Below are 23,295 nucleotides of genomic sequence, written 5' to 3' on the forward strand. Positions count from 1 at the left end.
AACCTTGATTTTCACTCATAGAGAAAAGGAAAATGTGAATCAAAGAATTCCCTTTTCTGTACACTCCTATCAATTATTTATCCTGCCTATGCGTTAAATCGCCTTCTAATACAATCTGAGCTGTATCATTAACCATTTCTACAACTGTGAGACTGGTATCGTAGATAAAAGGAGGTTCCCAAATTTTCTCGATTGGCAAGTCTTTAAAAATAGCCAATAGTACTTTTATCATTACTGAATGAGTAACAAGGAGGATATTACCGGATGAATACTTGTCTTGGATTTTTTTCAAAGCTTTAGATATTCTGTTTTTCACTTCAAAAAAATCTTCTCCATCAATGGATTTATACTGATGAGGAGCATTCCAAAAGAAGTCGAATTGTTCTGGATAATTATCTTTTAAATCAGCTAATGTTTCTCCTTCCCATATCCCCATATGGATTTCTTTTAAATGATCAACTAAAACAAGCAGAATCTTTCTATCCCCTTTAATTAGATTCGCTGTTTTGACGGTTCTTTGACTTGGGCTCGTATGAATAGCATCAAACTCAATCTCTTTCAATCTATTGCCCAATAATATCGCATTCTTTACTCCATTTTCCGTTAACGATGAATCACTCCATCCTTGCATCCTTTTTTCTGTATTCCATTTTGTTTCTCCATGTCTTGTTATGTAGAGGGTAAGCATTTTTAGATTCTCCTAACTCTAATAGAAATCATATAAGTTACTTTTTACAATAAATTTGTATTATTATCATATATTCGGTATGATATTACCATAAAATTCCATTTAAAAGGGATGGGGAAATGTATTGGGTAAGTCTACCTACTTGGTTTTGGGTCGTTTATCATGCATTTTTATTAGTCATTACAATTTCAACAATATTCAGTATTTTCAAAGGTAAACAAAGGCTCTTCTCCTCATTAAGCCTTATTTTAACTTTAATTATTCCGATATTCGTCATTATTAATAGTATCGAAAGAGATATTAATCAGAATGAGTGGGAACATTTAATTCTCCAATTACAACAGGGAGAACTTTGGACCATTTTTGCTATTTTTGGTCATTTATTTATCCTAGTGTGGTTCATTTGGTTCCTGAAAATGATGACCAGTAGGCATCCAAAGACTATTGCAAATTATCTACACTTTTTACGTTTATGTTAATTACCTTAGAGGTCTGCCATGAACAATATGCCAATGAAGATGTTTTGAGTCTTGATACGCCCCAATATTGGTAATGACTCTACATACACCGTGCTCCCTTGTTACTTTAGCTGCTACTTGTTTTATCACTCCCAAAAGCTCCAATAGTAAATGATTATCGCCTTCTTCTAACGTAATAAGAGAAGCGATATGTTTTTTGGGAATTGCTACTATGTGATCGGGATAAAAGGGTTTCGTATGATCATAAGCTAACACATTTTCTGTTTCCATCACTTTTCTACCCTTTATTTTTCCGCTAAGAACCTCATCACAATAGAAATCTGCTGTCATCCTTCTTCCTCCTTCACCTTTTTGACACTTTCTATGTTCTTTTCTCTCATGGTTCTATTACGCCTACTATTTTTCTCTTACAATTATGTTTTATTGCTTCGATTACCCCAGCTGAAATCTCTTTATGTGTTAGCCATCTGGAATAGTTCTTTTCCAAAATAAAACCTAGTTGAATCTGATGATAGCTGCAATTTTGAGGAATAGTTAATTCCTTCTTTATTTTTGACAAATACGAGCTACTTCCAGTAATATGGAACAAACGCCATTCATGGCCGCCTTTGGAAACATCGTCCTTCCCTATATTCAAAGTGTTTTTTCCTATCGAATGAACCCATGCTAAACCAAATCAATTGGTCCATTTTGTTGAATGCCCCAATCTAACTTCTCCCTAAACGCAGTGGAGTTTGTATAATCAACCAATAATGGAGTTATTTTCGTTTTAACATTAAGATTATCTATTAATCTATTTATTGGTTCAGCTTTTCTTCCAACCATTGATACTCTGTAACCTTCGTGTTCAGCAAGCCATCTAGACACCTCAAGAAACATTCCTGTACCTCCAATAATTAAGGTATCATTGCTCCTCCTTATAACTCAGCTTTTAACCAATCATTTATCATTTCTTCGTTACCAAGCTCATATTTTTCTATTTTTCCTCCAATTAAAGTATCTTCTACTTCTATTTCTGTACTATTTACTGTTTTTCCAATTTTATTTTCTAAAGAATCTACTAGATAATATAATTTTTTTCCATCCTTCCCCCATTTCACTCCATATATATTTTCGTATATTTGTGAAGCAGTATAATCCTGTTTCCCTTCATCCATTTCCATATGATACATATACACTCTGGCACCTTCTGGATAGCCACCTATCATAGTGATTATATTCTCTTTAGGAGACCATGCAAGCCCCATTGATGGATCATATCCCATATAATGATCTTTATTTCCAATTTTTTCAAGAAGATGAAGTGTTTCACCTGAATGAAGATTAACTACATATACACTTAATCTGTTTTCATCCCATATATCCATTACTAAATATTTTTGATCATAGGATAAATGAACACTCTTTATTTCAGACTCCTTTGATGGTAATTTTATTTGTTGATTATTATATGCACCCTTAAGTGTTAACTCTGATTGTTCTCGCTTTAATTGGATAGATGAAATTTCAACTTGCCAATTAGATGCACTATTAATGGTTATTCTATCCGGATTATTAGCATATTCTATCTTCCTCAATTCACATCCGTTTAATAAATTAATGATGAATACTATCAATACAATTTGTCGAATAACTCGCATATTAACTCCTTTTACTAGATGGAAAAATAACTAGCCAAAAATACTATTAAACTTCCTAATAATTCCTCTTTTCTATTACTTTAACAAACTTAACCCGTTTATTTAAAGAAGAATCAGTGATATTCTATAAATAAGTTAAAAACATTGAGGTGAAAGACTTGAAGATTTTAAACTTTGGTTCTTTAAATATTGATAAAGTATATTCTGTTCCTCATTTTGTATCTGCTGGCGAAACTTTATCTTCCACGAATTTTGAAGAATTTCCAGGTGGGAAGGGTTTAAATCAATCGATTGCACTTGCTAAAGCTGGAGCACAAGTTTACCATGGAGGTAATATTGGAAAAGACGGCTTATTTCTAAAAGAGGTTTTAGCAGAAGCAAATGTTAATGTTGATTGGATTGAGGAGAATGGGAACACAACTGGCCATGCCATTATTCAAGTCTCTTCCAGCGGGGAAAATTGTATTCTATTATTTGGAGGAGCAAATAAAGAAATAACGATTGATCAAATTAACCATGTTTTAGCAAATTTTTCGCAGGACGATTTACTGTTATTGCAAAATGAAATAAACGATTTAGAATACATAGTGGAAACAGCACACAAAAAAGGATTAAAAATCGTCCTTAATCCTTCTCCAATCGATGAAACAATTACCAACCTAGATTTTTCAAAAATAGATTACTTAATATTAAATGAAATAGAAGCAAAAGCGATTACGAACGAACAGACAAATGACAAGATCTTTCAAACACTCTTGTCATTAAACAAACAGCTAAAAATCGTATTAACATTGGGCAAAGCAGGCGTGATTTATAAAGATAGTGTCGAAGAACATAGACAAGCCTCCTATAAAGTAGATGCAGTTGATACGACAGCTGCTGGCGATACATTCTTAGGGTATTTTTTAACCCAAATTTCCCAGCAAGCTGATATAAAAAAGACTTTGCAAATTGCAACAAAAGCAGCGGCAATTGCTGTAACTCGAAAAGGGGCAGCGTCTTCTATTCCAAGTTTGCAAGAAGTAATGGAGACAAACTAAAAATATAGAGAATTAAAAAGAGAGAATGGTATAAACTGGCACCCATGTCAAGGACACAGTAAAAAAAGAGATTAAGCAGTGAGAAGATGATTCCTATATTGAATAGGGGTCATCTTTTTTAAGTTCCACTGATATCGATAATTGTTATAGTAAACCATGTAATGATTTATTTTTGCCTTTAGTTCTTTTAAGGTTTTACAAGATTGATAGTCCACATCATCTTTTAAATGACCAAAGAATGACTCTTGAGGGGCATTGTCCCAACAGTTTCCTCTTCTAGACATCGATTGGTCTAGACCATATTTTTTTAATAACCTTTGAAATTTTGGGCTCGTATAATGACTTCCTTGATCTGAATGAATAAAGGCATCTTTATGTATAATTACTTTCTTGTTGTTCATCAATTTCTGGATTGTCTTCGTTGCGATATCTAAGGTAATACGGTCAGAAACATGATAAGCTAGGAGTTCGTTTGTGGAAGCATCTTTTACGGTCGACAAATAAGCCATACTATTTCCGTTATATGGCAAATAAGTGATATCCGTTAATAAAACCTTTCCTGGTATACCCTGCTTAAACTCTCTGTTTAGCTTGTTTGGTACGACTTGATGTTCCTTTGTTGCTTTAGCGATTTTTTTATAAGGATTTACTTTTCTATGAGGACAGACTATACTATATTTCTTCATGATTCTTTGTATCTTTTTACGACTAAATATAATGTTATATTCATTCTCCAAGATCATTTTTATGGACCTGGAACCTTTCTTATATCCCCGTCGATTAAAGGCTTCTAGTATGATTTCTTTCGCTTCCAAGTCCAATTGTTCTCTCGCTTCTCGGATAGTATATGCTTGAAGGAAACTATAGTATCCAGAACGGGAAACCTCTAAAAGTTTGCAAAAATACTTAGTCATACGCTTAAAACCATTTTGTTCAATGGTCTCAGAAATTAATTGATATACTCTACTTGGTTCTAGTTATTTTGTTTCGTTTAGCAGCCTCCTTTCTGTCACTTCTAGCTTTTTTAATAACTCTACCTGACCCTCCAATAGCTTAATTCTAGCTTCTTGCCTTTCAATCACTTCAGACGGCGTAAGTTCTCGCTTTAATGGTCTACCAGAACCGGCTTTTCTTGAGTCTGTGAGTCCGATTAACCCATCCTTTTCATAGGCTTTCTTCCACCTGTATGCGGATTGTTCAATTCGTTTAATTCCTATTACGTCCACATCAAAGTCGTTATCCATGAAGATTTGTCGAGGAAGTTTTCCACCTAGATACTCATCCATAAATCTATTTTTAAATGAATCCGTATAGGTAATAGCTCGCTCGCTGACACTTTGTACATTTGGATTCCTTTTAAGCATTTTTATCTCTTTAGTTGAAAATGTTATCTTACTCATGTTGTCCCCTAATCCCTTTTTAGTAATTTAAGTATATAAAAAAATACCTGTAGATAAAACACTCTTTTTTCAAATGTCCTAACTACAGGTACCATTTTAGTAAGTGATTCTCTCTTTTTAATGGAAGAAAATAGCTTGAATGGAATATATATATTGCATTATGTAATATATATTAGATATAATGTAATATATATATTCCATCAAATGGAGGATTGCCTTGAAGAATCATATTAAAATCGCGCGGATTCAAGCAGATTTAACCCAGCAACAATTAGCTGATAAGATTGGCGTAACTCGTCAAACTATCAGTCTTATTGAAAAAGGAAAATACAATCCTACTTTAAAACTTTGTCTTGATCTCTGTTATTCCCTAAACAGAACATTAGATGAATTGTTTTGGGTAGACAAGGAGGAAGAAAAATGAAAAAAATTAAAGATGAACGTTTAATAATGAAAAACTTACAGAACATTAAAATAGCCTATATAATTCAAACCATTGGTATTCTTGGCATATTAGGCTATGATCTTATTTTAAAAGGGTTAGATGGAATGACAGACAACCCATTATGGTATGTATTTATGATTACAAGCATTATTTCTGCTTATCTATCAATGATTATAAGCGTCGATCATGAAAACAGCAAAAAGGACCCTAAAAAGGGATTATACCTTTCTATTACTATTGTCACTCTGCTTTCTCTCCTTATTGGAATTCTGGTAATATTCTCTGATGGAGACCAATTTTTATCTGGTGCGCTTATTGGCGGAATAGTGTTTATATGTGGGATAGTTCCTGTTCTATTTATTTATTACTTACGAAATAGAAGAAAAAATGAGATGGAGGATGAGGAGGAACGGTAATTCCTATGCTATTATTCACTTTTGTCAGCTGGATTAATCTACCATTATTCCTTATAATTAAAGTAACGTAATTGGGAAACCACTTCCTAAAATGGAAATAATCATATAACCTAAAAGAAGGTGCAAAATGAATAATTTTTTTAGCAGACTAACCATTTCTTTATATATTTTTTGTTTCATCCTATCAGCAGTTGCTTTATATTTTATATATAAAAATATTAATACCACTTTTTCTTTTTATTTTATTATTGGATACACTATTTTCATAATTTGTTTTATGTTTTACTTACTATGGATAGCGGTAATCACGTGGAAGAATAAATTCAGCTGGTCTTTATTGAGAAAGAAGATATATCAATTTATTTGTCTTTTTATCTTCTTAAGTCTAGTTAGTTATCTATTTCATTATTTTTTCCAACCGACTCAGAAAACATTTACTGTCTCTTTTACTTCTCTCGGCTTGGCAATCGGTCTTTCTTTTCTAGATTTTCCTTATTTCCAAAGCAAAAGTAAGGAATAAAACGAAAATAATACATGAAGTGCCATGGTTTAACCCCCATAGTGAATCATGTATTTTTTTGCTTCCTGTGCTTGTTTTATTTTTATAGCTAGATCAATAAACTACTGCGATTTTCTTCTTTTTTTATTAGACAAAATGATATCTAAAAAAAGTGGTAACGACTCAGGAGGAAGCAGCGTTATTCCGTAGTACCCTAAACCATTAGCAGGTCTTTCATATGTATGGAAATATGTTTTCATCATCGCTAATTGTTTTATCATCTCTTGTATAAAATCATCATTTACTGTTACTCAATCATAAAGATCAGGGGGGTAATGATTTAGAAATGATAATTTAAATATGTACAAACGTGCTTGAATAAAGATGTACAAAATCGACTTTAGATTACATACTAATCTTGGGTGATTAGTATGTACATAACATTAGATATTGAAACAAATTTTGAGATTAAGAGTCTTTCAGACTTAGCAAAATTTAAACAAGTAATGGAGCACTTAAAGATGAAAATTAATAAGAGTGAATTAGCTAGAGAGCTAGGGGTGGACCGTAGAACGATTGATAAATATCTAAATGGCTTTATCCCAAAACGCACACGAAAAAAAACATCAAAAATGGATGAGTATTATGAAACGATAGCAGCACTTTTATCAGAGGATTCCAAGCAGAAGTTTTATTACCGGAGAGTCCTTTGGCAATATTTAAAGGATAATCATGGTCTTGACTGTTCAGCTTCTACGTTCAGAGCTTATATTGCGAGAACGCCAGAATTTAAAGCATATTTTGATGAGGACAAAAGAATTTCCTCTCCTAAAGGAACAGCTCGTTTTGAAACTCCAGCTGGCAAACAGGCACAGTTAGATTGGAAAGAAAGTATTCCCTTTGAAACTAGAGATGGTCAACATGTGGAGGTGAACGTCGCGGTTCTTATCCTTTCTTATTCCCGTTTTCGTACGTTTCATTTAAGTATCTCGAAATCACAAAGTGTGTTGTTCTCGTTCTTAACGGAAACATTTGAAGCGCTTGGTGGGGTCCCCTCTGAGATAGTCACGGACAATATGAAAACCGTAATGGATGAAGCTAGAACAGAATACACCGGAGGGAAAATTAATAATAAGTTTGCACAATTCGCTAATGACTTTGATTTTAAAGTAAAACCTTGTGTAGCAGGCAGACCACGTACGAAAGGTAAAGTAGAAACTACAATGAAACTATTAGATGAGATTCATGCATATCAAGGTCAACTGACCTTGGAAGAACTGAATCAATTTATACAAGATTTATGTAATCGATTAAATCATGAGGTGCATCAGGGAACAGGCAAGATACCAGTATTAGAATTGAAAAAAGAAAAGAACCTCTTACACCAGCTACCAACTGTCCAAGTAAGAGATTCTTATCGCATTAATCATAAGCTTGTAAAAGTGAATGCCTCCAACATGATTTCTTACAAATCTAATCAATACTCGGTACCAGCACAGTACCAAGGAAAGCGAGTGGGACTACAAGTGTATGATGATCAAATATGGATTTATTATAACACGGAGCTCATCGCTCAGCATCCTCTAAGCGATAAGAAATTAAATTATCAGGAGACTCACTATCAAGAATCTTTAGGAGTATCTATGCCTAACTATCCTAATATTGATGAGTTAGCGAAAAAGAATTTAGCAGCGATTGGAGCAGTGTATAAATAATGAATCCAGCAACAACAAACCATCAACAGTTAGTAAAGAATTTAGAGTATTTAGGACTTAAGCAAATGACCTTACATTTAAATGAAGTCTTAGACTTTAGTGTAAATAATCAATTGTCATTTAGTGACACACTGATTAAATTAACTAATTATGAAATTGATGTCAGAGAGCAAAATATGACACAGGCAATGGTGAAAGTAGGTGCTTTCCCACATCGTAAAGAAATAACGGAATTTGATTTTAATTTTCAACCTTCCGTTAACCGGCAACAAATTTTAGATTTTTTAACGCTTCGTTTTATAGAGAAAAATGAAAATATCGTTTTTTTAGGTACAAGTGGTGTGGGAAAGACTCATTTGGCCACTTCCATCGGGATTGCCGCAGCGAAGAAACGAACTAGTACTTATTTTATTAAGTGCCATGATTTAATCCAGAATTTGAAGAAAGCACGTTTGGAAAACCGATTAGAGAGTCGTTTAAAGCATTATGCCAAGTACAAGCTTTTGATCGTAGATGAAATAGGTTACTTGCCAATAGATGCGGAAGATGCGAAGCTCTTTTTCCAACTGGTTGATATGAGATACGAAAAGAAGAGTACAATTCTCACTACAAATGTGAATTTCAAAGAGTGGGATACAATCTTTCAAGAGACTAAGTTAGCAAATGCGATTTTAGATCGAATTTTACATCACGCAACTGTCGTGACGATTGTAGGTGATTCTTATCGATTAAAAGCTCATTTAACCCAAGAAGAAGAGTGATTTTGTACATCCTTACGCAAGCGAAATTGTACATAATTGTGTTGACATTTATAATGATTGTATGCTTGCTGTTTATTAAAATTTTCAATGATACCAAATTCATGGGTAATAGCCACGCATTTCAACCTTTCCAAAAAGTTATTCCATTTTATTAAATCCTCTATTCCTTCTACTATCTTAAATTAAATCTTTCTTTAATTTGTTTTGCAACTTCCTCTGCACTTATATTTGTATTATTAATTCGCAAATAATTACTGTGTTTTATTTCTCCTGGTAATGAATTTAAACGATAGGCTTGCATAGATGTCTTCAGATTATTTTCAGACCAAGCGATGTCTCTTTTAGTAGGTTTATGTTCAAGCCGATTCGGACTTTTATTCCGTTCGATTCTCTCCTCTACATCTGCTTCTAGCTCAACGAAATAAACCGTTGCTCCACTTGATTCATAAAGCTCGCAAACTTGATTTACATAATCCCAATCTTCCTTCATATCAAATGCCCACACGTAAGTGAAGATAATGCCATTCAAATCACTTTTAGAAACCTCTTCAAATATTTCCTTACGAAACAGCTCAACTAATCTCTTTCCTGCTGTTGACCCATAATCAAAAAATGTACTAACTAGATCAATGGTCATATGATTATGGAATAACTTTAAATCTGTTACTTTTGCTAGTTCTTGGCCAACAGTCATTTTACCGACTGCTTGTGGACCTACGATAAAAACTAATTTCAATACCTTCTCCCCATTTCATTTATAAACTATAATTTTTTATTTTAACAAAGAATAATCTTAATACAACAAAAATTGGAAATATTACGTAAATATTGCATTATGTCATTTACAATATTAACCATCTGTAATAAAATATATTTTAGTAAATAAATTTTTAGTATAGGTGGTTAATATAATGAGCTTACTTGACGTCTATTTACAAAAGAATGGAAAAAAGCGTTATGATGTTTTTAAACAAACTGGCATAAGCCAACAAATGCTAGCTGCCGTCAACAAAAAGAATGTCAGCAGCTATTCAGTAAAAACCATACAAGCTATCGCTGAAACAGTCAAAAAAAGCGAAGGAAATGTATTAGATGAACTATTACAGTTAGAAAAGAAAACTGCCTATTTTGAAGTATATAACACGGAGGATTTATTGCTCGCCTTCGCAAACAAAGAATCCCATATTTTAATTAAAGAGGAATATAAAAAAGAAATAGAGGAATTAGCAAAAACACAGCTTTCAGAGACAGAAACATTAGGTCTTGAATTAGGTTCATCTGGTACCATATACATTCTAGGTGAAATTTTTTATCAGCTTGCATTAAAGCTAAGTAATAAAAATACCGATCAAAAAAAGCTGGAAAATGATATTCGTAAGTATAAATTGAAGAAACTTAATGAAAAGGAATATCTTTTGTATTATAAGCATTTGGATTATTAACAAATGAAACAGGCTGGGACAAAACTAAATAACCAATCTGTAAAGACGAACAATCTCTAATTTAGCTCTTAAATAAAGCTAATTTCTCATGATGGTTATCTATGTTTTTAAATATAGTCACGTGTAAAAACTAAGTCGTTCCATTGCGCTACAGACACACGATGCGCTAGGGAGCAACCTAAGCCTCCTTGGCAAAGCCTGTGGGGTCTAAAGATTGCTCTACTTCCCGCAGGAGTCGAGTGTCTTCCGCTCCATTCCACTTCGTTTTTTAAAGTCTTTTCTAAAATATTTTTTAATAGAAAAATTTAATTATATGGAAGAACTGAGCAGTCTGAATACACGTAGACTATGGGAGCTGCGAGAAAGTCTGAGACCCCGCAGGAGCTAGCGACGAGGAGGCTTGGCGCTAGCCCCATGGAAAGCGAAGTGTATTCTGACTGCGGGTAATAGCAACAGACTTTTTTGAAACCTTCTTTCTAAAACGAAAAAAACACTAACATTAATACATCCTCATTCCATAATCGTTCGTGTTATTATTAGTTGAAATGCTTATGTGCCAGCCTCTTCCTCTACCAAAAAAGATGTCTCTCTCTACTAATAATAAATCATCTCACAAAATTTCATTTACTGTTGCAACTCCCCTTTTGCTAACAGGTATCCAACTTTCGCAGGCTACTTTAGGAGATTGTAAATCTTTACTTTTAATCGATAAAATTTCAGGACCTTCCATTTGTTGATAGCCTGAAGATGGGAACCATTCAGCATAAATATTTCCCCATGCTTTCTGTACTGTTTCAAAAGATTTGTAAAGGAGCGGGAGCAATGTATGTAAAAGTATATGAATACCATATACAAAAGGAGAAGGTTGCAGAATATTTTCGTATTCAAGAAAAAGCAACCAACATTTATAAAAAATACATCGACTCAGAAACAACCTACTTACAAAGTCACGATGATCCAACAAAATGGATGGAGATAACGACATATACTAGTGAGGAAGAATATCAAAAAAACATTGCTATTATTAATGAAAATGTGGAGATACAACTATTATTTAGTGAATTTCATTCCTTGCTTTCACCTGAGAATAATCATATAAAAGAAGAAGATTTCACCAAAGTCAGGGGATAGAACCAGATAGCTTTTTGGATTATATAAGGAAAGGATACCATTACTTAAAGCAAGGTATCCTTTGAATCCTATTTAAAATCCTTCCAGTTCATTGAATTTTCATTTAACAGTTCTTCAAAGCTTTTATTTTTCTCTCTTTGTCTACGTTCTTCTCTTTTTCTTTTTTCTTCCGCTTTTAGCTTAGCCTCTTCTTGTTCTTTAAGCTCTTGCTTTTTATTTTTCAGCTGAGCTGCTAATTGATCGTTCAGGAGATCACCTAATGTAACAGGCTTATCCAGCTGCTTTTCTTTTTGTATATTTTTTCGTTGTTTTGCCATATGATTATCCTCCAACTATCCGTTCTTTACAATGCAAGCTCAATCGTTTCGTCTAGCTCGACTTCAACATTCCCTTTGATAGCTCTAGTAATCATGCAGCTATCTTCTGCTTTTTGTGCAAGTTTTGCTGCAAGTTTCACGTCTTTTTCAGTAGCCTCTTTTTTAAGTATAATCTTCGGGCGATGGATAATTTTTTTATAGGTAAATACACCGTTTGTTACATCCACAACTGCCTCTGATTCCAATGTCAAACTCTCTTTCTCAAGACGGCTTCTTTCCATCATTGCTGCAAGCGTAATAATAAAACAAGTTGCCGCAGCACCAAGGAGCATTTCATCTGGATTTGTTCCGACACCAGGTCCATCCATTTCATTTGGAATAGATATTTTTGTTTTTAAATTCCCGCTTTCAATTGTACCGACATCATTACGATAGCCTGGCCAATCTGCTTTTAAATAAAAATGATGTTCTGCCATAATTCAACCCTTCTTTTTTACTATGCTGTATGTATAATAACATATTTTTTAACTCAAGTTATATTAGAGAATCGGATACAGCACAAATTGTCCTGCTAGTATCAGCATTTTAATTTAAGAGGGATATGAATGAGTCAAAAACGAGACAAAGGATACAGCCAAGCTGGAAAATCAAATGCAGATACTGTCAAACAAACGATTGCTGCGGAGGACTTGGAAAAAGCGATTCATCCGACAAACAGACAAAACTCCAAACAATAGATATCTTTGCTGCATCTTCTAATATCCTTTGAAGGTGCAGTATTTTCTTTGTATCCGTCTCCTTATCTCCAATGCCAATAAGCTTTGGTCACTCATTTTCCGCATTGTAACCATTTAATCATTCCTGCATATGATTTTTTATCATAGGCGCTAATCCTTCTACGTCTATTTTTTTATAATTGAAGAGATTGTCTATTTTGTTTCTCTACGGAGAAGTGATACACTCAAATTAGTTTCTGCTAAATTTCTGTACTTACTGGAGGAATCGGTTTGAGAAAACTGTTTCGTTATCTATTTTCTGTCTTATTGTTTATTACATCCATTGGGGTATACTGTTCCAATCGATTAATGTATATGAAGAAAAAGGACGATGCCTATATTTTAAAAAGAGAGAAAGAAGCTGGCAGATATGACCCTGTTTCTTTTGAAAATATTGCTAAACAAGAAATCACCATCCCCTCCCCCTATGGCTATGACTTAAAAGCAATCCTAGTGGAACCTTTTCAAACAAAGAAATATATCATCATTTCACACGGTGTTACGGAAAATAAAACAAGTTCGATTAAATATATGAACTTATTTTTAGAAAGAGGTTACAATGGAATCATTTATGATCATCGCAGACACGGAGAATCTGGCGGAAAAAATACAAGCTTTGGTTATTATGAAAAATTTGACCTTAAACAAATTGTAGACTGGGTAAAACGTGAAAAAGGGAAGGATATTGTTCTGGGCATCCATGGGGAATCAATGGGTGCTGCGACGATGATTCTTTATGCTGGAGGAATAGAGGATGGTGCTGACTTTTATATTGCAGATTGTCCATTTTCGGATTTTAGCGAACAGTTAAATTATCTAATTAAACAGGAAATTAAACTTCCTGGGAAAGTCTTCATCCCCCTTGCTAATTTGTTCCTACGAGCAAGAGCTCGATATTCCATAAAGGATATCTCTCCTATTTCCGTTATTGATAAGATAAAAAGTCCAATGTTATTTATCCATAGTCAAAAAGATGATTTTATTCTGCCAGAAATGACCCAAAAACTTTTTGATAAAAAACAGGGGCCAAAAAAATTATTTTTTGCCATAAATGGATTTCATGCTCAAAGCTATAATGAGAACAAAGAAGCCTATGAGAAAGCGATTGATGACTTTTTAACGGAATATGTAAAATGTGATTAAAGAAAGAGGAGATATGCTTTTATTCAGCATGTCTCCTCTTTCTTATTATATCTTAAATTGTTTTATCTTATCCTGTAGGTCGGTTGCGAGTTGTGCTAATGAAGTCGAAGATGCTGCTATTTCCTGCATCGACGCTACTTGTTCCTCAGTAGCTGAAGAAACGTTTTCTGTACTAGCAGCTGCTTCACTTGCCATACTATTAACTTCTAGAATGGAATAATTGATTGTATTTGTATGCTCTTTCAAATGGTCAAGTGATTCACTTACTTCCTCAACAAGTGTGACTAGTTCATTAATGGACCTCTCAATTTTCATAAAAGAATCTCCAGCATCTTGCACAATACCAATACCTGCATCCACTTCATTTGCAGCTGTTGTCATGGAAAGAGAAGTATTCTTTGAATCCGTTTGAATTTGACTAATAAGACTCGTGATTTGCTCTGCAGAACCTGCCGTTTGTTCGGCTAATTTTCTTACTTCATCTGCAACAACTGCAAAACCTTTACCTTGCTCGCCAGCTCTTGCTGCTTCAATGGCAGCATTTAAAGCTAGTAAATTGGTTTGGGAAGAAATATCTGATATAACCATCGTAATATCGCCGATTTTGTTAATTCGAGATTCCAATGTAGCTATAGATTGACCTAACGTCACTACATTATGATTAATTGATTTCATTTGTTTTGTTACTTCTGAAATTCGACTAGCACCTTCAGCTGATACAACCGAAGTTCGTTCTGCAGTTTCTGCCACTTTTTTCGCACGCTCTGTAATGCTTCCAGTCGTTTCATTCACACTATGGATTCCTTTTGAACTAGATTCCATTAATGTCATCTGCATTTCTGAGTTTTCTGCAAGCTCCTGTATTGTTTCCGAAATATGTTCACTTGCTCTACTGCTTTCTTCTGAGCTTGAACTCAATTGTTCAGATGATGTAGCAAGATGATGAGACGTTTCAGATAACGTTTCAATTAGTTCCTTCATCCCGTTTGCCATTATATTGTAGCTATCAGAAAGAGACCCTACTTCATCCTTGCCAATATAGGCTGATCTTTCCGAAAAATCTCCTTGTCCGCCTTTTTCCATTAGTGCTTTTAATCGTTTAATTGGGTTGACAATCATTGCGGAAATATATAATCCAAATAATACGGCAAGTGCTACAGCAATAATGATAATACCTGCCGTGATGAGTATCATCTTGGTATAATAAGTATCATTTTCTTTTGAAATCCGTTCCGCTTCTGCCTGATTTGCCTCTTGTAGTTCATCCAATTGACTGTTAATAACATTCCTTTTTGATTGAAGATTTGTAGTATATACGTTATACGCTGAGTCATTAAAGTTATTGATAGCTAAAGAGACAACTTGATCTTGCAAGTCTTCGAAACCACTATAAGCATCTTTAAATATCTTATAAGCATCTTCTTCTTCCTGAGAAAGCTCTATTGCATCTAGTTTTTTTATGTATTGCTCAGACTCATCCGTATTCTTTTTTATTGCGTCTAAAAGTTCCTGATTTCGTTTTTCATCCTCTGTTATCATTAACTCGATTACATAACTATCGTTTATACGACGATAATTTTGTACTTTCGCAATATATGTATTGGGTACTAGCTTCTCCTCATACATTTCTTGAGAATTATCAGCCATCTCTTTCATCCCATACATTCCAAATAATCCTATTAATACTAATGCAATGGCACTAAACATAATAATGAACAATATTTTTTTGGAAATATTCATATTTTGTAAAAATTTCATTGAAGCTACTCCTTTTTTATCTAATTCTCCCTCTCTTATCGACATAATCCGACAATACTTTAGACATAAGCATGATTAAATTGTTTTTTTCGAAAAAAATGAGATTTTTGCACCAATATTTTTTTAAATCGCTTTCTTTATGGTGTCAGTCAGATAGTCTTGAAGCCATAAAAAAGAACGAATTTGCAAGTTCTATCACATGGATAGATTAACTTCCAAAATCCGTTCTCTATAATTTCACCAATGTTCTTTAATAAATTCGTCTCTTCCAGACTTTTCTCTATCTTCTTTATAATGTGTCTTGTTTTTCTTATGATAATCTTGATGATAGTCTTCAGCAGGATAGAATGTCGCAGCTGGTTCTATTAATGTAACAATTGGCTTTTTAAATTTTCCACTTTCCGCCATTGCTTGTTTCGATTTCTCAGCAAGTTCTTTTTGTTTTTCATTATGATAAAAAATCGCTGTCCGATACTGCGGTCCACGATCTTGAAACTGTCCATCTGGATCAGTTGGATCAATTTGCTGCCAAAATAATTCTAATAAACGCTCATATGGAAATAATTCTGGATCATATGTGATTTCTACAACTTCAAAATGTCCAGTTGTCCCTGTTTTTACTTGTTCATATGTTGGATTCTCCACATGTCCCCCACTATAGCCAGAAACAATTCCTCCAATGCCTGGCTGCTCTTCAAATGGAGATACCATACACCAGAAACATCCACCTGCAAACGTTGCTTTTTCCATTACTCTCATCTCCCTAGTTGTTCCAATTAATTTTTTTAACATGCTATTTTAAGAAAATTAGCTATAACTCTCCTATTAGATAAAATTTAGTATATAATACTTTGGAGAAAGATACTATTTTATTTTAAGGAAAACTTATCAATGAATAAATTACTTCTTCAAAAAATGATTCAAAAGACACTTATGCAGTATCAAGGAGAAGGCAACATATTTTCTTCCAATGATGTAGATGAATTGTCTATCAAAATAATCAATCAAAAAAAGCGACATCCCATAAATGAGCTTTATGATATTGTTCAAGATGTTGTTTATGGCTATGTTACAGATTCGCCTTATTTTTCATGTTTTTATTTTTTATTCAAAATACCGCCCACTAACTTATCAGCAATCCCCGGAAATAAATTATATAAAACACTTCCCCAGTTCATCCAAACAGGAAGATTCAGTTCACGTTTTGGGTGAATCATTAATTTTGTTACTTTATCTGCTACTTTTTCCGCTGAGAGCATATACTTTTGAACATTTTTAACATAGTCTCCAGATTTGTCGGCCGTAGTAAAAAAGGCAGTTTCGATTGGTCCTGGATTTACTGCTGAAATGTTGATATTCGATTGAGAAACTTCCATTCTTAAACTGTTTGTAAAACCTAAAACAGCATGTTTAGTTGCAGCATAAGCACTTGATTTAGGAGTGGCTAATTTGCCTGCTTGTGATGCGACATTGATGATATGTCCTCTATTTTTTTCTAACATAAAAGGCAATACTTCTTTCGTACAGGCAATAACCCCCATCACATTTACTTGAAACATACGATCAATATCAGTCATACTTGCTTCATGTACCATATCAAAAACGCCAAACCCTGCGTTATTAAGTAAAATATCGATAAAATCCACCTCTCGATATATTTTAGCAAATACTTCTTTCACTTGGTTTGTATTACTTACATCTAAAGAAAAATAAATAGCTTGAACAGGAAATTGATTATTTATTTTCTCACAAATGGCAGCGAGCTTATCTTCTGAGCGAGCAAGAAGAATTGGACGAGCCCCCAAATGAGCTATTTTTAAAGCAATTTTCTCCCCAATGCCAGATGAAGCACCTGTAATTACAATGTTCTTTCCATTTAATTCCTTCATTATCCACCTCAGAAAAGCGCAAGCATATAGAAAAAAATGCCGTGCACCTCTTTCATAAATAGCCATTACTATATTGAAATATTATATAGTTTGAATTCTACTTTCTCTTTGTCTTCATAGACTTGATAAGTAAAATTTTCCTTATTATTTTCACATAGAAGATTCAAAATAACAACCCAGCTCTTTACTCTTCTTTTTTTAAACAAACAAAATAGCGTCTCATATTCTTAGGGATTCCTTTCATCTCAAACACACCTGAATAAACGAGGTGACGAATCCGATATTCAAGAAAATCAGGATCAATAAAAAGATTCTCTTCCTCTATCGTTCTCCAAATAAGCTGACTAGTCATGATGTAATCTATTTTATCCTTCGCATTCATTCGTTTCCATACTTTCACAATCGTTTGGTCATAATAACCCAGATTCACCGGTATAATCTCTTGATTTTCCCATATTCTTAAAAGCTCATCAGCGTTTGTTATTGATAGCCACTCCATTTCTAATCTTAGTTTTTGATTTGTTGTAATAACATAACTGCTATCAATATGTTCAAATATAGATTGTAATATCCCGCTTTTTATTTCTGCAGTATTAACCACTAACTTTTCAGTTGGAGCTATTTTTTCAAGGGCTTCCGATGTGTTGATAATGGAAATGGAATTAGGTCTTCTTCCCAACATAAAGATAAAAAATCTTAATGCTAACTGTTCTTCGATATTATTCCCACACCAGATATAGATGGGGCTTTCGTCATTGATCTCATCTAAACTATTTATTTTATTAGCTAGTGCAATCATGTATGGATTTTTGTCCTCAAATTCCCGATTTATGTTTTCAAAAATCCATTCAGACCGTTCTCTTTGGCCATAATACTCTTCAAGTTGACGAATTGGACCATACATAAAGGCTGCATCTAAGCCAATCACTTCGATATTCTCATTAAGGTCCATAGCTAATCTACTTGCAATATGTTGTGAGGCAACTAAATGAATCGCTTTCTTCTCTTTCTCTGCCTCTCTCTTCTTTTGTTTTTTGATAGCTTTATTAATATGAGTAACTAATTCTTTTAAACTCTCTTCATCTAAAAGTAATCCAGTACCAACAACTGCTTCGCTACTTTCATGTTCAAAATCTTGAAACGCTTGTTTATTTTTAATTTCATATAGAGCAGAATGGTTTGTCGTCTTTAAGTCATGTAAAGTAATATATGTATGTGACTCGATTTTGTAACTATAAATGAGATGATCATCTATCAAAAAATATACATAAGAACCGTTTGTTCTACTCTTCATTAGCAATCTCCTTTTTTAAAATTCTAAATTCAATTATACTATCGATTGGCTAAATTTCCCATCAAACTATTTTTCTATTGACAGACAAGCCTTGAATCTTGCATAATCAATTGAACTACACCCACTAATCGACCTTGAGGTCTGATTGAAGTGGGAGGATTCTTGGGATCAACCGATTTCTGCGAAGCAATACTATCCACTTCTTTAAGAAATGAATAGTGTTTCTTTAATTATGGAATTGCTTTTACTCTTTCATTTTTGTTCAACCATTTTCCTTTCCAATTATTCGTTGGAGAACCTACTTAGGAGTAGTTAGGCAAATCTAAACGTAATCCGTCGATACCGGGGAAGAGTTGTATAATCATGCGCATTGCTGTTTATATAGTAACTAAGGTGATACCACAGAAAATAACCTTTCGTCCTTTATTTTTGGCGAGAGTTTTTCTTGTTTCAAAAGCAAATGTAATAATTTTTATAGGGGGAAGGAAAATGAACAAACTTGCTATCATTGGTGCTGGTTCGATGAGCGAAGCATTAATTTCTGGGATTGTATCAAGCAAAATAATAGAGACAACAGATATTACGGTTACAAACCGTGGTAATGTGGAAAGACTGACTGAATTACAGGAGCGTTATGGCATACATTACTCCTTCGACTTAGAAAAAATTGTTCAAGAAGCAGATGCTATCATTCTCGCAATGAAACCGAAAGATGTAAAGGAGGCAATTGCTCAATGGAAGGATTATCTCTCGGAAAAAACCCTTCTAATTTCTGTTCTCGCTGGTGTTAGTATGGACAGCCTACAACGATTAATCGGCATGGAAGTTCCAATTGCCCGAGCGATGCCAAACACATCGGCTACAGTCGGCAAATCTGCTACTGGAATCTCCTTCAACTCCTTTGTAGTAGACGAGCAAAAACAATTCGTCCATGAGATGTTTGAGACTGTTGGCTTCGTTACATTTGTGGAGGAAGAACAATTAGATGCTATAACTGGGCTCTCAGGAAGCGGCCCCGCATATATCTATTACTTAGTAGAAGCAATGGAGAAAGGTGGTCTTACAATCGGGCTAGATCGTGATGTAGCTAATGCATTAATTGTACAAACATTACTTGGTGCTGCTGAAATGATCGCAAAATCAGCTAAAACGCCTCTAGAGCTTCGTAAAAATGTGACAAGTCCTGGTGGAACAACGGAAGCAGGAATTAGAATACTAGAGGAATTTGATGTGCAAAATGCCTTTATTACATGTATCCAAGAAGCAACTGCCCAATCAAAACGAATGGGAAAAGCACTTACAGATGAACTGAATCTTCCTAAGTAAAGTGACATTAACCATTCCACATATACGAAATAATTGAGCTACCACCTATATTAGCTAATTTCATAGGCTTATAGTTGAGTTTTACTCGTGTTTAAGAACATGGCTCTGATTGAAAAATTCTAGAAATGGATGATTGATAGTAACCAGCTTATATAATTAGTTAGGATAATTTCCTCAGCGTTTTATACAAAAAATACCTTTTCAGTGCCCTAGTTGGATGGGGATAAAATACTACCATTTCCCTTACAGAATCAAAGGCTGTTGCCTTAAATTTGACAACAGCCTTTTTCCTATTAAATCTCAAACTCTGAAAAATCTTCTGCTATATATGTATTCGGAAATATGGCTCTTGCTTCTTTCAAAAGCTGCATAGTTAACGATTGGTCATATCTTGCACTAATATGTGTTAATAAAAGACAATCTACATTAGCCATTTTCGCTGTTTTGGCAGCCTGTACAGTTGTAGAATGATAATATTCTTTGGCAATAGAAGCTTCTTTTTCAGAAAATGTTGCTTCATGAACCAATACTTTTGCTTCTTTAGCCAATACTCCTGCAGCATCACAGGTTCTTGTATCCCCTAAAATAGTAATAACTCTTCCTTTAATATTTGGTCCAAGAAAGGTTTGACTACTTATGACTGTACCGTTATCAAGCTTGAGGTCTTCTCCATCTTTTATTTTTTTGTAAATAGGTCCTGGGCTAATCCCATACTCCAATAATTTATTGGTATCTAACTTTCCTGGGCGATCCTTTTCGATTACACGATAGCCAAAGCTTATTACACCATGTTCTAAGGTTCTTGCTTCCACAATAAAATCATTATCCTCAAAAATAACGCCTTCTTCTATTTCCACGACTTGTAGCTCATATTTTAAATATGTCTGACTAACAGCAAGGCTGATTCGTATATACTCACTGATTCCTTTAGGACCATATACTGTCAGGGTTGTTTCCCCTCCTTGAAAGGATCTACTGGAAAGAAAGCCAGGCAATCCATAGATATGATCACCATGTAAATGGGTAATAAACACTTTGTCAATTCTTCTTGGTTTTATACTTGTATGTAAAATTTGATGCTGTGTTGCTTCCCCACAATCAAACAGCCAAATACTGCCCTTTTCTTCTAAAAGCTTTAAAGCAATCGCTGTAACATTTCTCGATTTAGCCGGAATCCCTGCACCCGTTCCTAAAAATTGCAATTTCATGTTTACGCGCTACTCCCCTTTCATTTTTCTTCATTGTTCCTAATCCTGCTGTATAAATAAAACCGTATCATTAAATACTAAATCAGAATAGTTGCCTTAAGTATACTTTACTGCTGTAGGAATATCCAAATTCTTAAATCTTTTAACTAGTAACTTTTGCTAATCTATTGTAATATCATGTTGGATGAATGAAAAATTTCTGCTGAAAATACAAATAGTAAAAATATTTGCAAAAATTACAAACAAATTTGTTGCCTTATCCTTCAGAAAAAGATAAAATTTTATAACTGTATAGGTACATGTCTTTTTTTAAGATAAATGTACTTTTGTAAAGCAGCAATTTAAACATTTTCATACATATATAAATGAAATGAGGTACAAGAAAGTGAATGAAAAACAAACATCAAATGCACTTATAATGATCTTCGGGGCTACAGGAGATTTAGCCAATAGAAAGCTTTTCCCATCTCTTTATCGATTGTATAAAAAAGGTAAATTAGCAAATTTCGCCGTGGTAGGTGTAGGAAGAAGAACGTTAACGCAAGAACAGTTTAAACAAAATGTTGTTAATTCAGTATCTGAAGCCATTGCGAATTCTAAAAATGATGACTTAGAGACATTCGCATCTTATTTCTGCTATCATTCACATGATGTTACAAATTCAAGCTCTTATGTGGAACTGAAAAACATCGCAGATGATTTAGATGTAAAATATAGCTTAAACGGCAATCGTGTATTTTATTTAGCAATGGCACCAGAATTCTTTGGACCAATTGCCATTCATTTAAATAAGGATGGACTAACAGATGTAAAAGGATATAAACGTTTAATCATTGAAAAGCCATTTGGACATGACTTAGAATCAGCTAAAGAACTGAATGAGCAAATCCGTACTGCTTTTTCTGAAGATGAAGTATATCGAATTGACCATTACTTAGGAAAAGCAATGGTTCAAAATATTGAAACGATTCGTTTTTCTAATGCGATTTTTGAAAATCTGTGGAACAATCGTTACATCAGCAATATTCAAGTAACTTCAAGTGAAGTGCTTGGAGTGGAAGAACGAGGAAGATACTATGAAACAAGTGGCGCTCTTCGTGATATGGTTCAAAACCATATGCTGCAAATGGTTGCACTACTTGCAATGGAACCGCCAATTAAACTTACTCCAGATGAAATTCGCTCTGAAAAGGTAAAAGTTTTCCGTGCGATGCGTCCAATTGAATTAGATGAAATTGATAAATATTTTGTAAGAGGACAATATGGAAAAGGATTAGTAGAGGATTTAGAAGTACCAAGCTACCGTGAAGAACAAATGGTTGATCCTAACTCCAACACAGAAACTTTTGTAGCTGGTAAAGTCATGATCGATAACTTCCGTTGGGCTGGCGTTCCATTCTATATCCGTACAGGAAAAAGATTAGAAAGCAAATCAACAAAGATTGTTGTTCAATTTAAAGATATCCCAATGAATCTATATAATCGACCTGATCAAGAAATCACACCAAACCTTCTTGTCATTCATATTCAACCAGAAGAAGGAATCACTTTGCATTTAAATGCTAAAAAAGCAGGACAAAACATGGAAGCAACACCTATTAAACTGAGCTATGCCAATACAGGAATTGCAGGAATAAATACTCCTGAAGCTTATGAGAAACTAATTGACGATAGCCTTCACGGTGATGCAACAAACTTTACCCACTGGGATGAAGTAGCGTTATCTTGGAGTTATGTAGATAAAATTTCACAAGCATGGGAACAAACTCCTTCTACTCAATTCCCGAATTATGCTTCAGGGACAATGGGACCAAAAGAGGCAGATGAGTTATTAGAAAAAGATGGCTTCTTCTGGTGGCCGGTCAATCAATTTGAAGTAGATGTTTGCTAAGTAAAACTTTTTTCGAGAATTTTTAAAAAAACGTGAA

27 protein-coding genes and 1 pseudogene are annotated in these 23,295 nt (G+C 34.0%); 13 read left to right on the forward strand and 15 right to left on the reverse strand.

From position 1 onward, the window contains the following. Positions 1-73 precede the first annotated feature (73 nt). The gene (locus AB3U99_RS14965) at positions 74-688 is read right to left on the reverse strand and encodes a histidine phosphatase family protein (protein WP_400242167.1); all 615 of its coding nucleotides are present in this window, start codon (positions 686-688) and stop codon (positions 74-76) included. A gap of 119 nt (positions 689-807) precedes the next feature. On the opposite strand from AB3U99_RS14965, the gene AB3U99_RS14970 reads away from it, so the two are divergent. Beyond that, on the forward strand, positions 808-1,167 hold the full coding sequence (locus AB3U99_RS14970; protein WP_400242169.1) for a hypothetical protein: 360 nt from the start codon (positions 808-810) through the stop codon (positions 1,165-1,167). Here the strand turns inward: AB3U99_RS14970 and AB3U99_RS14975 are convergent, their stop codons facing one another. The 4 genes from AB3U99_RS14975 to AB3U99_RS14990 are packed head-to-tail and all read right to left on the reverse strand — an operon-like array spanning position 1,168 to position 2,807. Further along, positions 1,168-1,497 carry an HIT family protein gene (locus AB3U99_RS14975; protein WP_400242171.1) on the reverse strand — a complete coding sequence of 110 codons (330 nt, stop codon included), beginning with the start codon at positions 1,495-1,497 and terminating at the stop codon, positions 1,168-1,170. It abuts the gene before it with no gap. A gap of 46 nt (positions 1,498-1,543) precedes the next feature. Continuing rightward, positions 1,544-1,804 (reverse strand): hypothetical protein, encoded by a 261-nt coding sequence (locus AB3U99_RS14980; protein WP_400242173.1) that lies wholly within the window; start codon positions 1,802-1,804, stop codon positions 1,544-1,546. Between the two features lie 29 nt (positions 1,805-1,833). Beyond that, positions 1,834-2,046, reverse strand: coding sequence for a hypothetical protein (locus AB3U99_RS14985; protein WP_400242175.1), 213 nt, complete (start codon positions 2,044-2,046; stop codon positions 1,834-1,836). 38 nt (positions 2,047-2,084) lie between these two features. Beyond that, positions 2,085-2,807 (reverse strand): hypothetical protein, encoded by a 723-nt coding sequence (locus AB3U99_RS14990; RefSeq protein WP_400242177.1) that lies wholly within the window; start codon positions 2,805-2,807, stop codon positions 2,085-2,087. Positions 2,808-2,965: 158 nt separating this feature from the next. Between AB3U99_RS14990 and AB3U99_RS14995 the strand changes: the two genes are divergently transcribed. Beyond that, positions 2,966-3,847 carry a ribokinase gene (locus AB3U99_RS14995; RefSeq protein WP_400242178.1) on the forward strand — a complete coding sequence of 294 codons (882 nt, stop codon included), beginning with the start codon at positions 2,966-2,968 and terminating at the stop codon, positions 3,845-3,847. 71 nt (positions 3,848-3,918) lie between these two features. On the opposite strand, the pseudogene AB3U99_RS15000 reads toward AB3U99_RS14995, so the two are convergent. Further along, positions 3,919-5,247, reverse strand: a pseudogene (locus AB3U99_RS15000) (IS3 family transposase). Between the two features lie 217 nt (positions 5,248-5,464). Here AB3U99_RS15000 and AB3U99_RS15005 point away from each other — a divergent pair. The 4 genes from AB3U99_RS15005 to istB all read left to right on the forward strand — a co-directional run bounded on the left by AB3U99_RS15005 (position 5,465) and on the right by istB (position 9,083). Continuing rightward, on the forward strand, positions 5,465-5,671 hold the full coding sequence (locus AB3U99_RS15005; protein ID WP_400242180.1) for a helix-turn-helix transcriptional regulator: 207 nt from the start codon (positions 5,465-5,467) through the stop codon (positions 5,669-5,671). Then, a complete protein-coding gene (locus tag AB3U99_RS15010; RefSeq protein ID WP_400242182.1) occupies positions 5,668-6,108 on the forward strand; it encodes a hypothetical protein in 441 nt (146 codons plus the stop codon). The genes AB3U99_RS15005 and AB3U99_RS15010 overlap by 4 nt, the downstream gene beginning before the upstream one ends. Positions 6,109-7,038: 930 nt before the next feature. Further along, positions 7,039-8,322 carry an IS21 family transposase gene (gene istA, locus AB3U99_RS15015; RefSeq protein ID WP_400242184.1) on the forward strand — a complete coding sequence of 428 codons (1,284 nt, stop codon included), beginning with the start codon at positions 7,039-7,041 and terminating at the stop codon, positions 8,320-8,322. Then, entirely contained in the window at positions 8,322-9,083 is a 762-nt protein-coding gene (gene istB, locus AB3U99_RS15020) for an IS21-like element helper ATPase IstB (RefSeq protein ID WP_400242186.1), read from the forward strand. The genes istA and istB overlap by 1 nt, the downstream gene beginning before the upstream one ends. Positions 9,084-9,255: 172 nt before the next feature. Here istB and AB3U99_RS15025 read toward each other — a convergent pair whose 3' ends face one another. After that, complete coding sequence (locus AB3U99_RS15025) at positions 9,256-9,819, reverse strand: AAA family ATPase (protein WP_400242188.1); 564 nt, start codon at positions 9,817-9,819, stop codon at positions 9,256-9,258. Positions 9,820-9,994: 175 nt separating this feature from the next. Here AB3U99_RS15025 and AB3U99_RS15030 point away from each other — a divergent pair, with 175 nt between their 5' ends. Then, a complete protein-coding gene (locus AB3U99_RS15030; protein ID WP_400242190.1) occupies positions 9,995-10,525 on the forward strand; it encodes a hypothetical protein in 531 nt (176 codons plus the stop codon). 610 nt (positions 10,526-11,135) lie between these two features. Here the strand turns inward: AB3U99_RS15030 and AB3U99_RS15035 are convergent. Next, positions 11,136-11,459, reverse strand: coding sequence for a GyrI-like domain-containing protein (locus tag AB3U99_RS15035; RefSeq protein ID WP_400242192.1), 324 nt, complete (start codon positions 11,457-11,459; stop codon positions 11,136-11,138). Here AB3U99_RS15035 and AB3U99_RS15040 point away from each other — a divergent pair. Beyond that, positions 11,348-11,656: a hypothetical protein gene (locus tag AB3U99_RS15040; RefSeq protein WP_400242194.1), complete on the forward strand. Its 309-nt coding sequence runs from the start codon at positions 11,348-11,350 to the stop codon at positions 11,654-11,656. The genes AB3U99_RS15035 and AB3U99_RS15040 overlap by 112 nt on opposite strands. A gap of 68 nt (positions 11,657-11,724) precedes the next feature. Here AB3U99_RS15040 and AB3U99_RS15045 read toward each other — a convergent pair whose 3' ends face one another. Both AB3U99_RS15045 and AB3U99_RS15050 read right to left on the reverse strand, forming a co-directional pair. Next, complete coding sequence (locus AB3U99_RS15045) at positions 11,725-11,973, reverse strand: YqkE family protein (protein ID WP_400242196.1); 249 nt, start codon at positions 11,971-11,973, stop codon at positions 11,725-11,727. Positions 11,974-11,999: 26 nt separating this feature from the next. Beyond that, the gene (locus tag AB3U99_RS15050) at positions 12,000-12,449 is read right to left on the reverse strand and encodes an OsmC family protein (RefSeq protein WP_400242198.1); all 450 of its coding nucleotides are present in this window, start codon (positions 12,447-12,449) and stop codon (positions 12,000-12,002) included. A gap of 129 nt (positions 12,450-12,578) precedes the next feature. Here AB3U99_RS15050 and AB3U99_RS15055 point away from each other — a divergent pair, with 129 nt between their 5' ends. Continuing rightward, the gene (locus AB3U99_RS15055; RefSeq protein ID WP_400242200.1) at positions 12,579-12,710 is read left to right on the forward strand and encodes a hypothetical protein; all 132 of its coding nucleotides are present in this window, start codon (positions 12,579-12,581) and stop codon (positions 12,708-12,710) included. A 270-nt stretch (positions 12,711-12,980) separates the two neighbouring features. Next, positions 12,981-13,892: an alpha/beta hydrolase gene (locus AB3U99_RS15060; RefSeq protein WP_400242202.1), complete on the forward strand. Its 912-nt coding sequence runs from the start codon at positions 12,981-12,983 to the stop codon at positions 13,890-13,892. A 45-nt stretch (positions 13,893-13,937) separates the two neighbouring features. Here the strand turns inward: AB3U99_RS15060 and AB3U99_RS15065 are convergent, their stop codons facing one another. Together AB3U99_RS15065 and msrA are read right to left on the reverse strand one after the other, a co-directional pair. Continuing rightward, positions 13,938-15,650: a methyl-accepting chemotaxis protein gene (locus tag AB3U99_RS15065; protein WP_400242204.1), complete on the reverse strand. Its 1,713-nt coding sequence runs from the start codon at positions 15,648-15,650 to the stop codon at positions 13,938-13,940. Between the two features lie 237 nt (positions 15,651-15,887). After that, the gene (gene msrA, locus AB3U99_RS15070) at positions 15,888-16,400 is read right to left on the reverse strand and encodes a peptide-methionine (S)-S-oxide reductase MsrA (RefSeq protein ID WP_400242206.1); all 513 of its coding nucleotides are present in this window, start codon (positions 16,398-16,400) and stop codon (positions 15,888-15,890) included. 141 nt (positions 16,401-16,541) lie between these two features. On the opposite strand from msrA, the gene AB3U99_RS15075 reads away from it, so the two are divergent. Beyond that, positions 16,542-16,862 (forward strand): YqzH family protein, encoded by a 321-nt coding sequence (locus AB3U99_RS15075; protein ID WP_400242208.1) that lies wholly within the window; start codon positions 16,542-16,544, stop codon positions 16,860-16,862. On the opposite strand, the gene AB3U99_RS15080 is transcribed toward AB3U99_RS15075, so the two are convergent. Together AB3U99_RS15080 and AB3U99_RS15085 are read right to left on the reverse strand one after the other, a co-directional pair. After that, positions 16,748-17,542 carry an SDR family NAD(P)-dependent oxidoreductase gene (locus AB3U99_RS15080; RefSeq protein ID WP_400248091.1) on the reverse strand — a complete coding sequence of 265 codons (795 nt, stop codon included), beginning with the start codon at positions 17,540-17,542 and terminating at the stop codon, positions 16,748-16,750. The genes AB3U99_RS15075 and AB3U99_RS15080 overlap by 115 nt on opposite strands. A 181-nt stretch (positions 17,543-17,723) precedes the next feature. Next, entirely contained in the window at positions 17,724-18,833 is a 1,110-nt protein-coding gene (locus tag AB3U99_RS15085) for a DUF1835 domain-containing protein (RefSeq protein WP_400242210.1), read from the reverse strand. Between the two features lie 489 nt (positions 18,834-19,322). On the opposite strand from AB3U99_RS15085, the gene proC reads away from it, so the two are divergent. Beyond that, positions 19,323-20,159, forward strand: a complete 837-nt coding sequence (gene proC / locus AB3U99_RS15090; protein ID WP_400242212.1) for a pyrroline-5-carboxylate reductase — start codon at positions 19,323-19,325, stop codon at positions 20,157-20,159. A gap of 293 nt (positions 20,160-20,452) precedes the next feature. On the opposite strand, the gene rnz is transcribed toward proC, so the two are convergent. Further along, a complete protein-coding gene (rnz, locus tag AB3U99_RS15095) occupies positions 20,453-21,367 on the reverse strand; it encodes a ribonuclease Z (RefSeq protein ID WP_400242214.1) in 915 nt (304 codons plus the stop codon). Positions 21,368-21,785: 418 nt separating this feature from the next. Here rnz and zwf point away from each other — a divergent pair, with 418 nt between their 5' ends. Then, positions 21,786-23,258, forward strand: coding sequence for a glucose-6-phosphate dehydrogenase (gene zwf / locus AB3U99_RS15100; RefSeq protein WP_400248093.1), 1,473 nt, complete (start codon positions 21,786-21,788; stop codon positions 23,256-23,258). Positions 23,259-23,295: the final 37 nt, after the last annotated feature.

The organism is Niallia tiangongensis (assembly GCF_044704065.1).
Lineage (GTDB): Bacteria > Bacillota > Bacilli > Bacillales > Cytobacillaceae > Niallia > Niallia tiangongensis.

Excerpts from the sequence above, each read along its gene's own strand:
- AB3U99_RS14965 (WP_400242167.1), bottom strand. The coding sequence starts at position 688 with ATGCTTACCCTCTACATAACAAGACATGGAGAAACAAAATGGAATACA.
- AB3U99_RS14970 (WP_400242169.1), top strand. The coding sequence starts at position 808 with ATGTATTGGGTAAGTCTACCTACTTGGTTTTGGGTCGTTTATCATGCA.
- AB3U99_RS14975 (WP_400242171.1), bottom strand. The coding sequence starts at position 1,497 with ATGACAGCAGATTTCTATTGTGATGAGGTTCTTAGCGGAAAAATAAAG.
- AB3U99_RS14985 (WP_400242175.1), bottom strand. The coding sequence starts at position 2,046 with ATGTTTCTTGAGGTGTCTAGATGGCTTGCTGAACACGAAGGTTACAGA.
- AB3U99_RS14990 (WP_400242177.1), bottom strand. The coding sequence starts at position 2,807 with ATGCGAGTTATTCGACAAATTGTATTGATAGTATTCATCATTAATTTA.
- AB3U99_RS15010 (WP_400242182.1), top strand. The coding sequence starts at position 5,668 with ATGAAAAAAATTAAAGATGAACGTTTAATAATGAAAAACTTACAGAAC.
- istA (WP_400242184.1), top strand. The coding sequence starts at position 7,039 with ATGTACATAACATTAGATATTGAAACAAATTTTGAGATTAAGAGTCTT.
- istB (WP_400242186.1), top strand. The coding sequence starts at position 8,322 with ATGAATCCAGCAACAACAAACCATCAACAGTTAGTAAAGAATTTAGAG.
- AB3U99_RS15030 (WP_400242190.1), top strand. The coding sequence starts at position 9,995 with ATGAGCTTACTTGACGTCTATTTACAAAAGAATGGAAAAAAGCGTTAT.
- AB3U99_RS15040 (WP_400242194.1), top strand. The coding sequence starts at position 11,348 with ATGTATGTAAAAGTATATGAATACCATATACAAAAGGAGAAGGTTGCA.
- AB3U99_RS15045 (WP_400242196.1), bottom strand. The coding sequence starts at position 11,973 with ATGGCAAAACAACGAAAAAATATACAAAAAGAAAAGCAGCTGGATAAG.
- AB3U99_RS15050 (WP_400242198.1), bottom strand. The coding sequence starts at position 12,449 with ATGGCAGAACATCATTTTTATTTAAAAGCAGATTGGCCAGGCTATCGT.
- AB3U99_RS15055 (WP_400242200.1), top strand. The coding sequence starts at position 12,579 with ATGAGTCAAAAACGAGACAAAGGATACAGCCAAGCTGGAAAATCAAAT.
- AB3U99_RS15065 (WP_400242204.1), bottom strand. The coding sequence starts at position 15,650 with ATGAAATTTTTACAAAATATGAATATTTCCAAAAAAATATTGTTCATT.
- msrA (WP_400242206.1), bottom strand. The coding sequence starts at position 16,400 with ATGGAAAAAGCAACGTTTGCAGGTGGATGTTTCTGGTGTATGGTATCT.
- AB3U99_RS15075 (WP_400242208.1), top strand. The coding sequence starts at position 16,542 with ATGAATAAATTACTTCTTCAAAAAATGATTCAAAAGACACTTATGCAG.
- AB3U99_RS15085 (WP_400242210.1), bottom strand. The coding sequence starts at position 18,833 with ATGAAGAGTAGAACAAACGGTTCTTATGTATATTTTTTGATAGATGAT.
- proC (WP_400242212.1), top strand. The coding sequence starts at position 19,323 with ATGAACAAACTTGCTATCATTGGTGCTGGTTCGATGAGCGAAGCATTA.
- rnz (WP_400242214.1), bottom strand. The coding sequence starts at position 21,367 with ATGAAATTGCAATTTTTAGGAACGGGTGCAGGGATTCCGGCTAAATCG.
- zwf (WP_400248093.1), top strand. The coding sequence starts at position 21,786 with ATGATCTTCGGGGCTACAGGAGATTTAGCCAATAGAAAGCTTTTCCCA.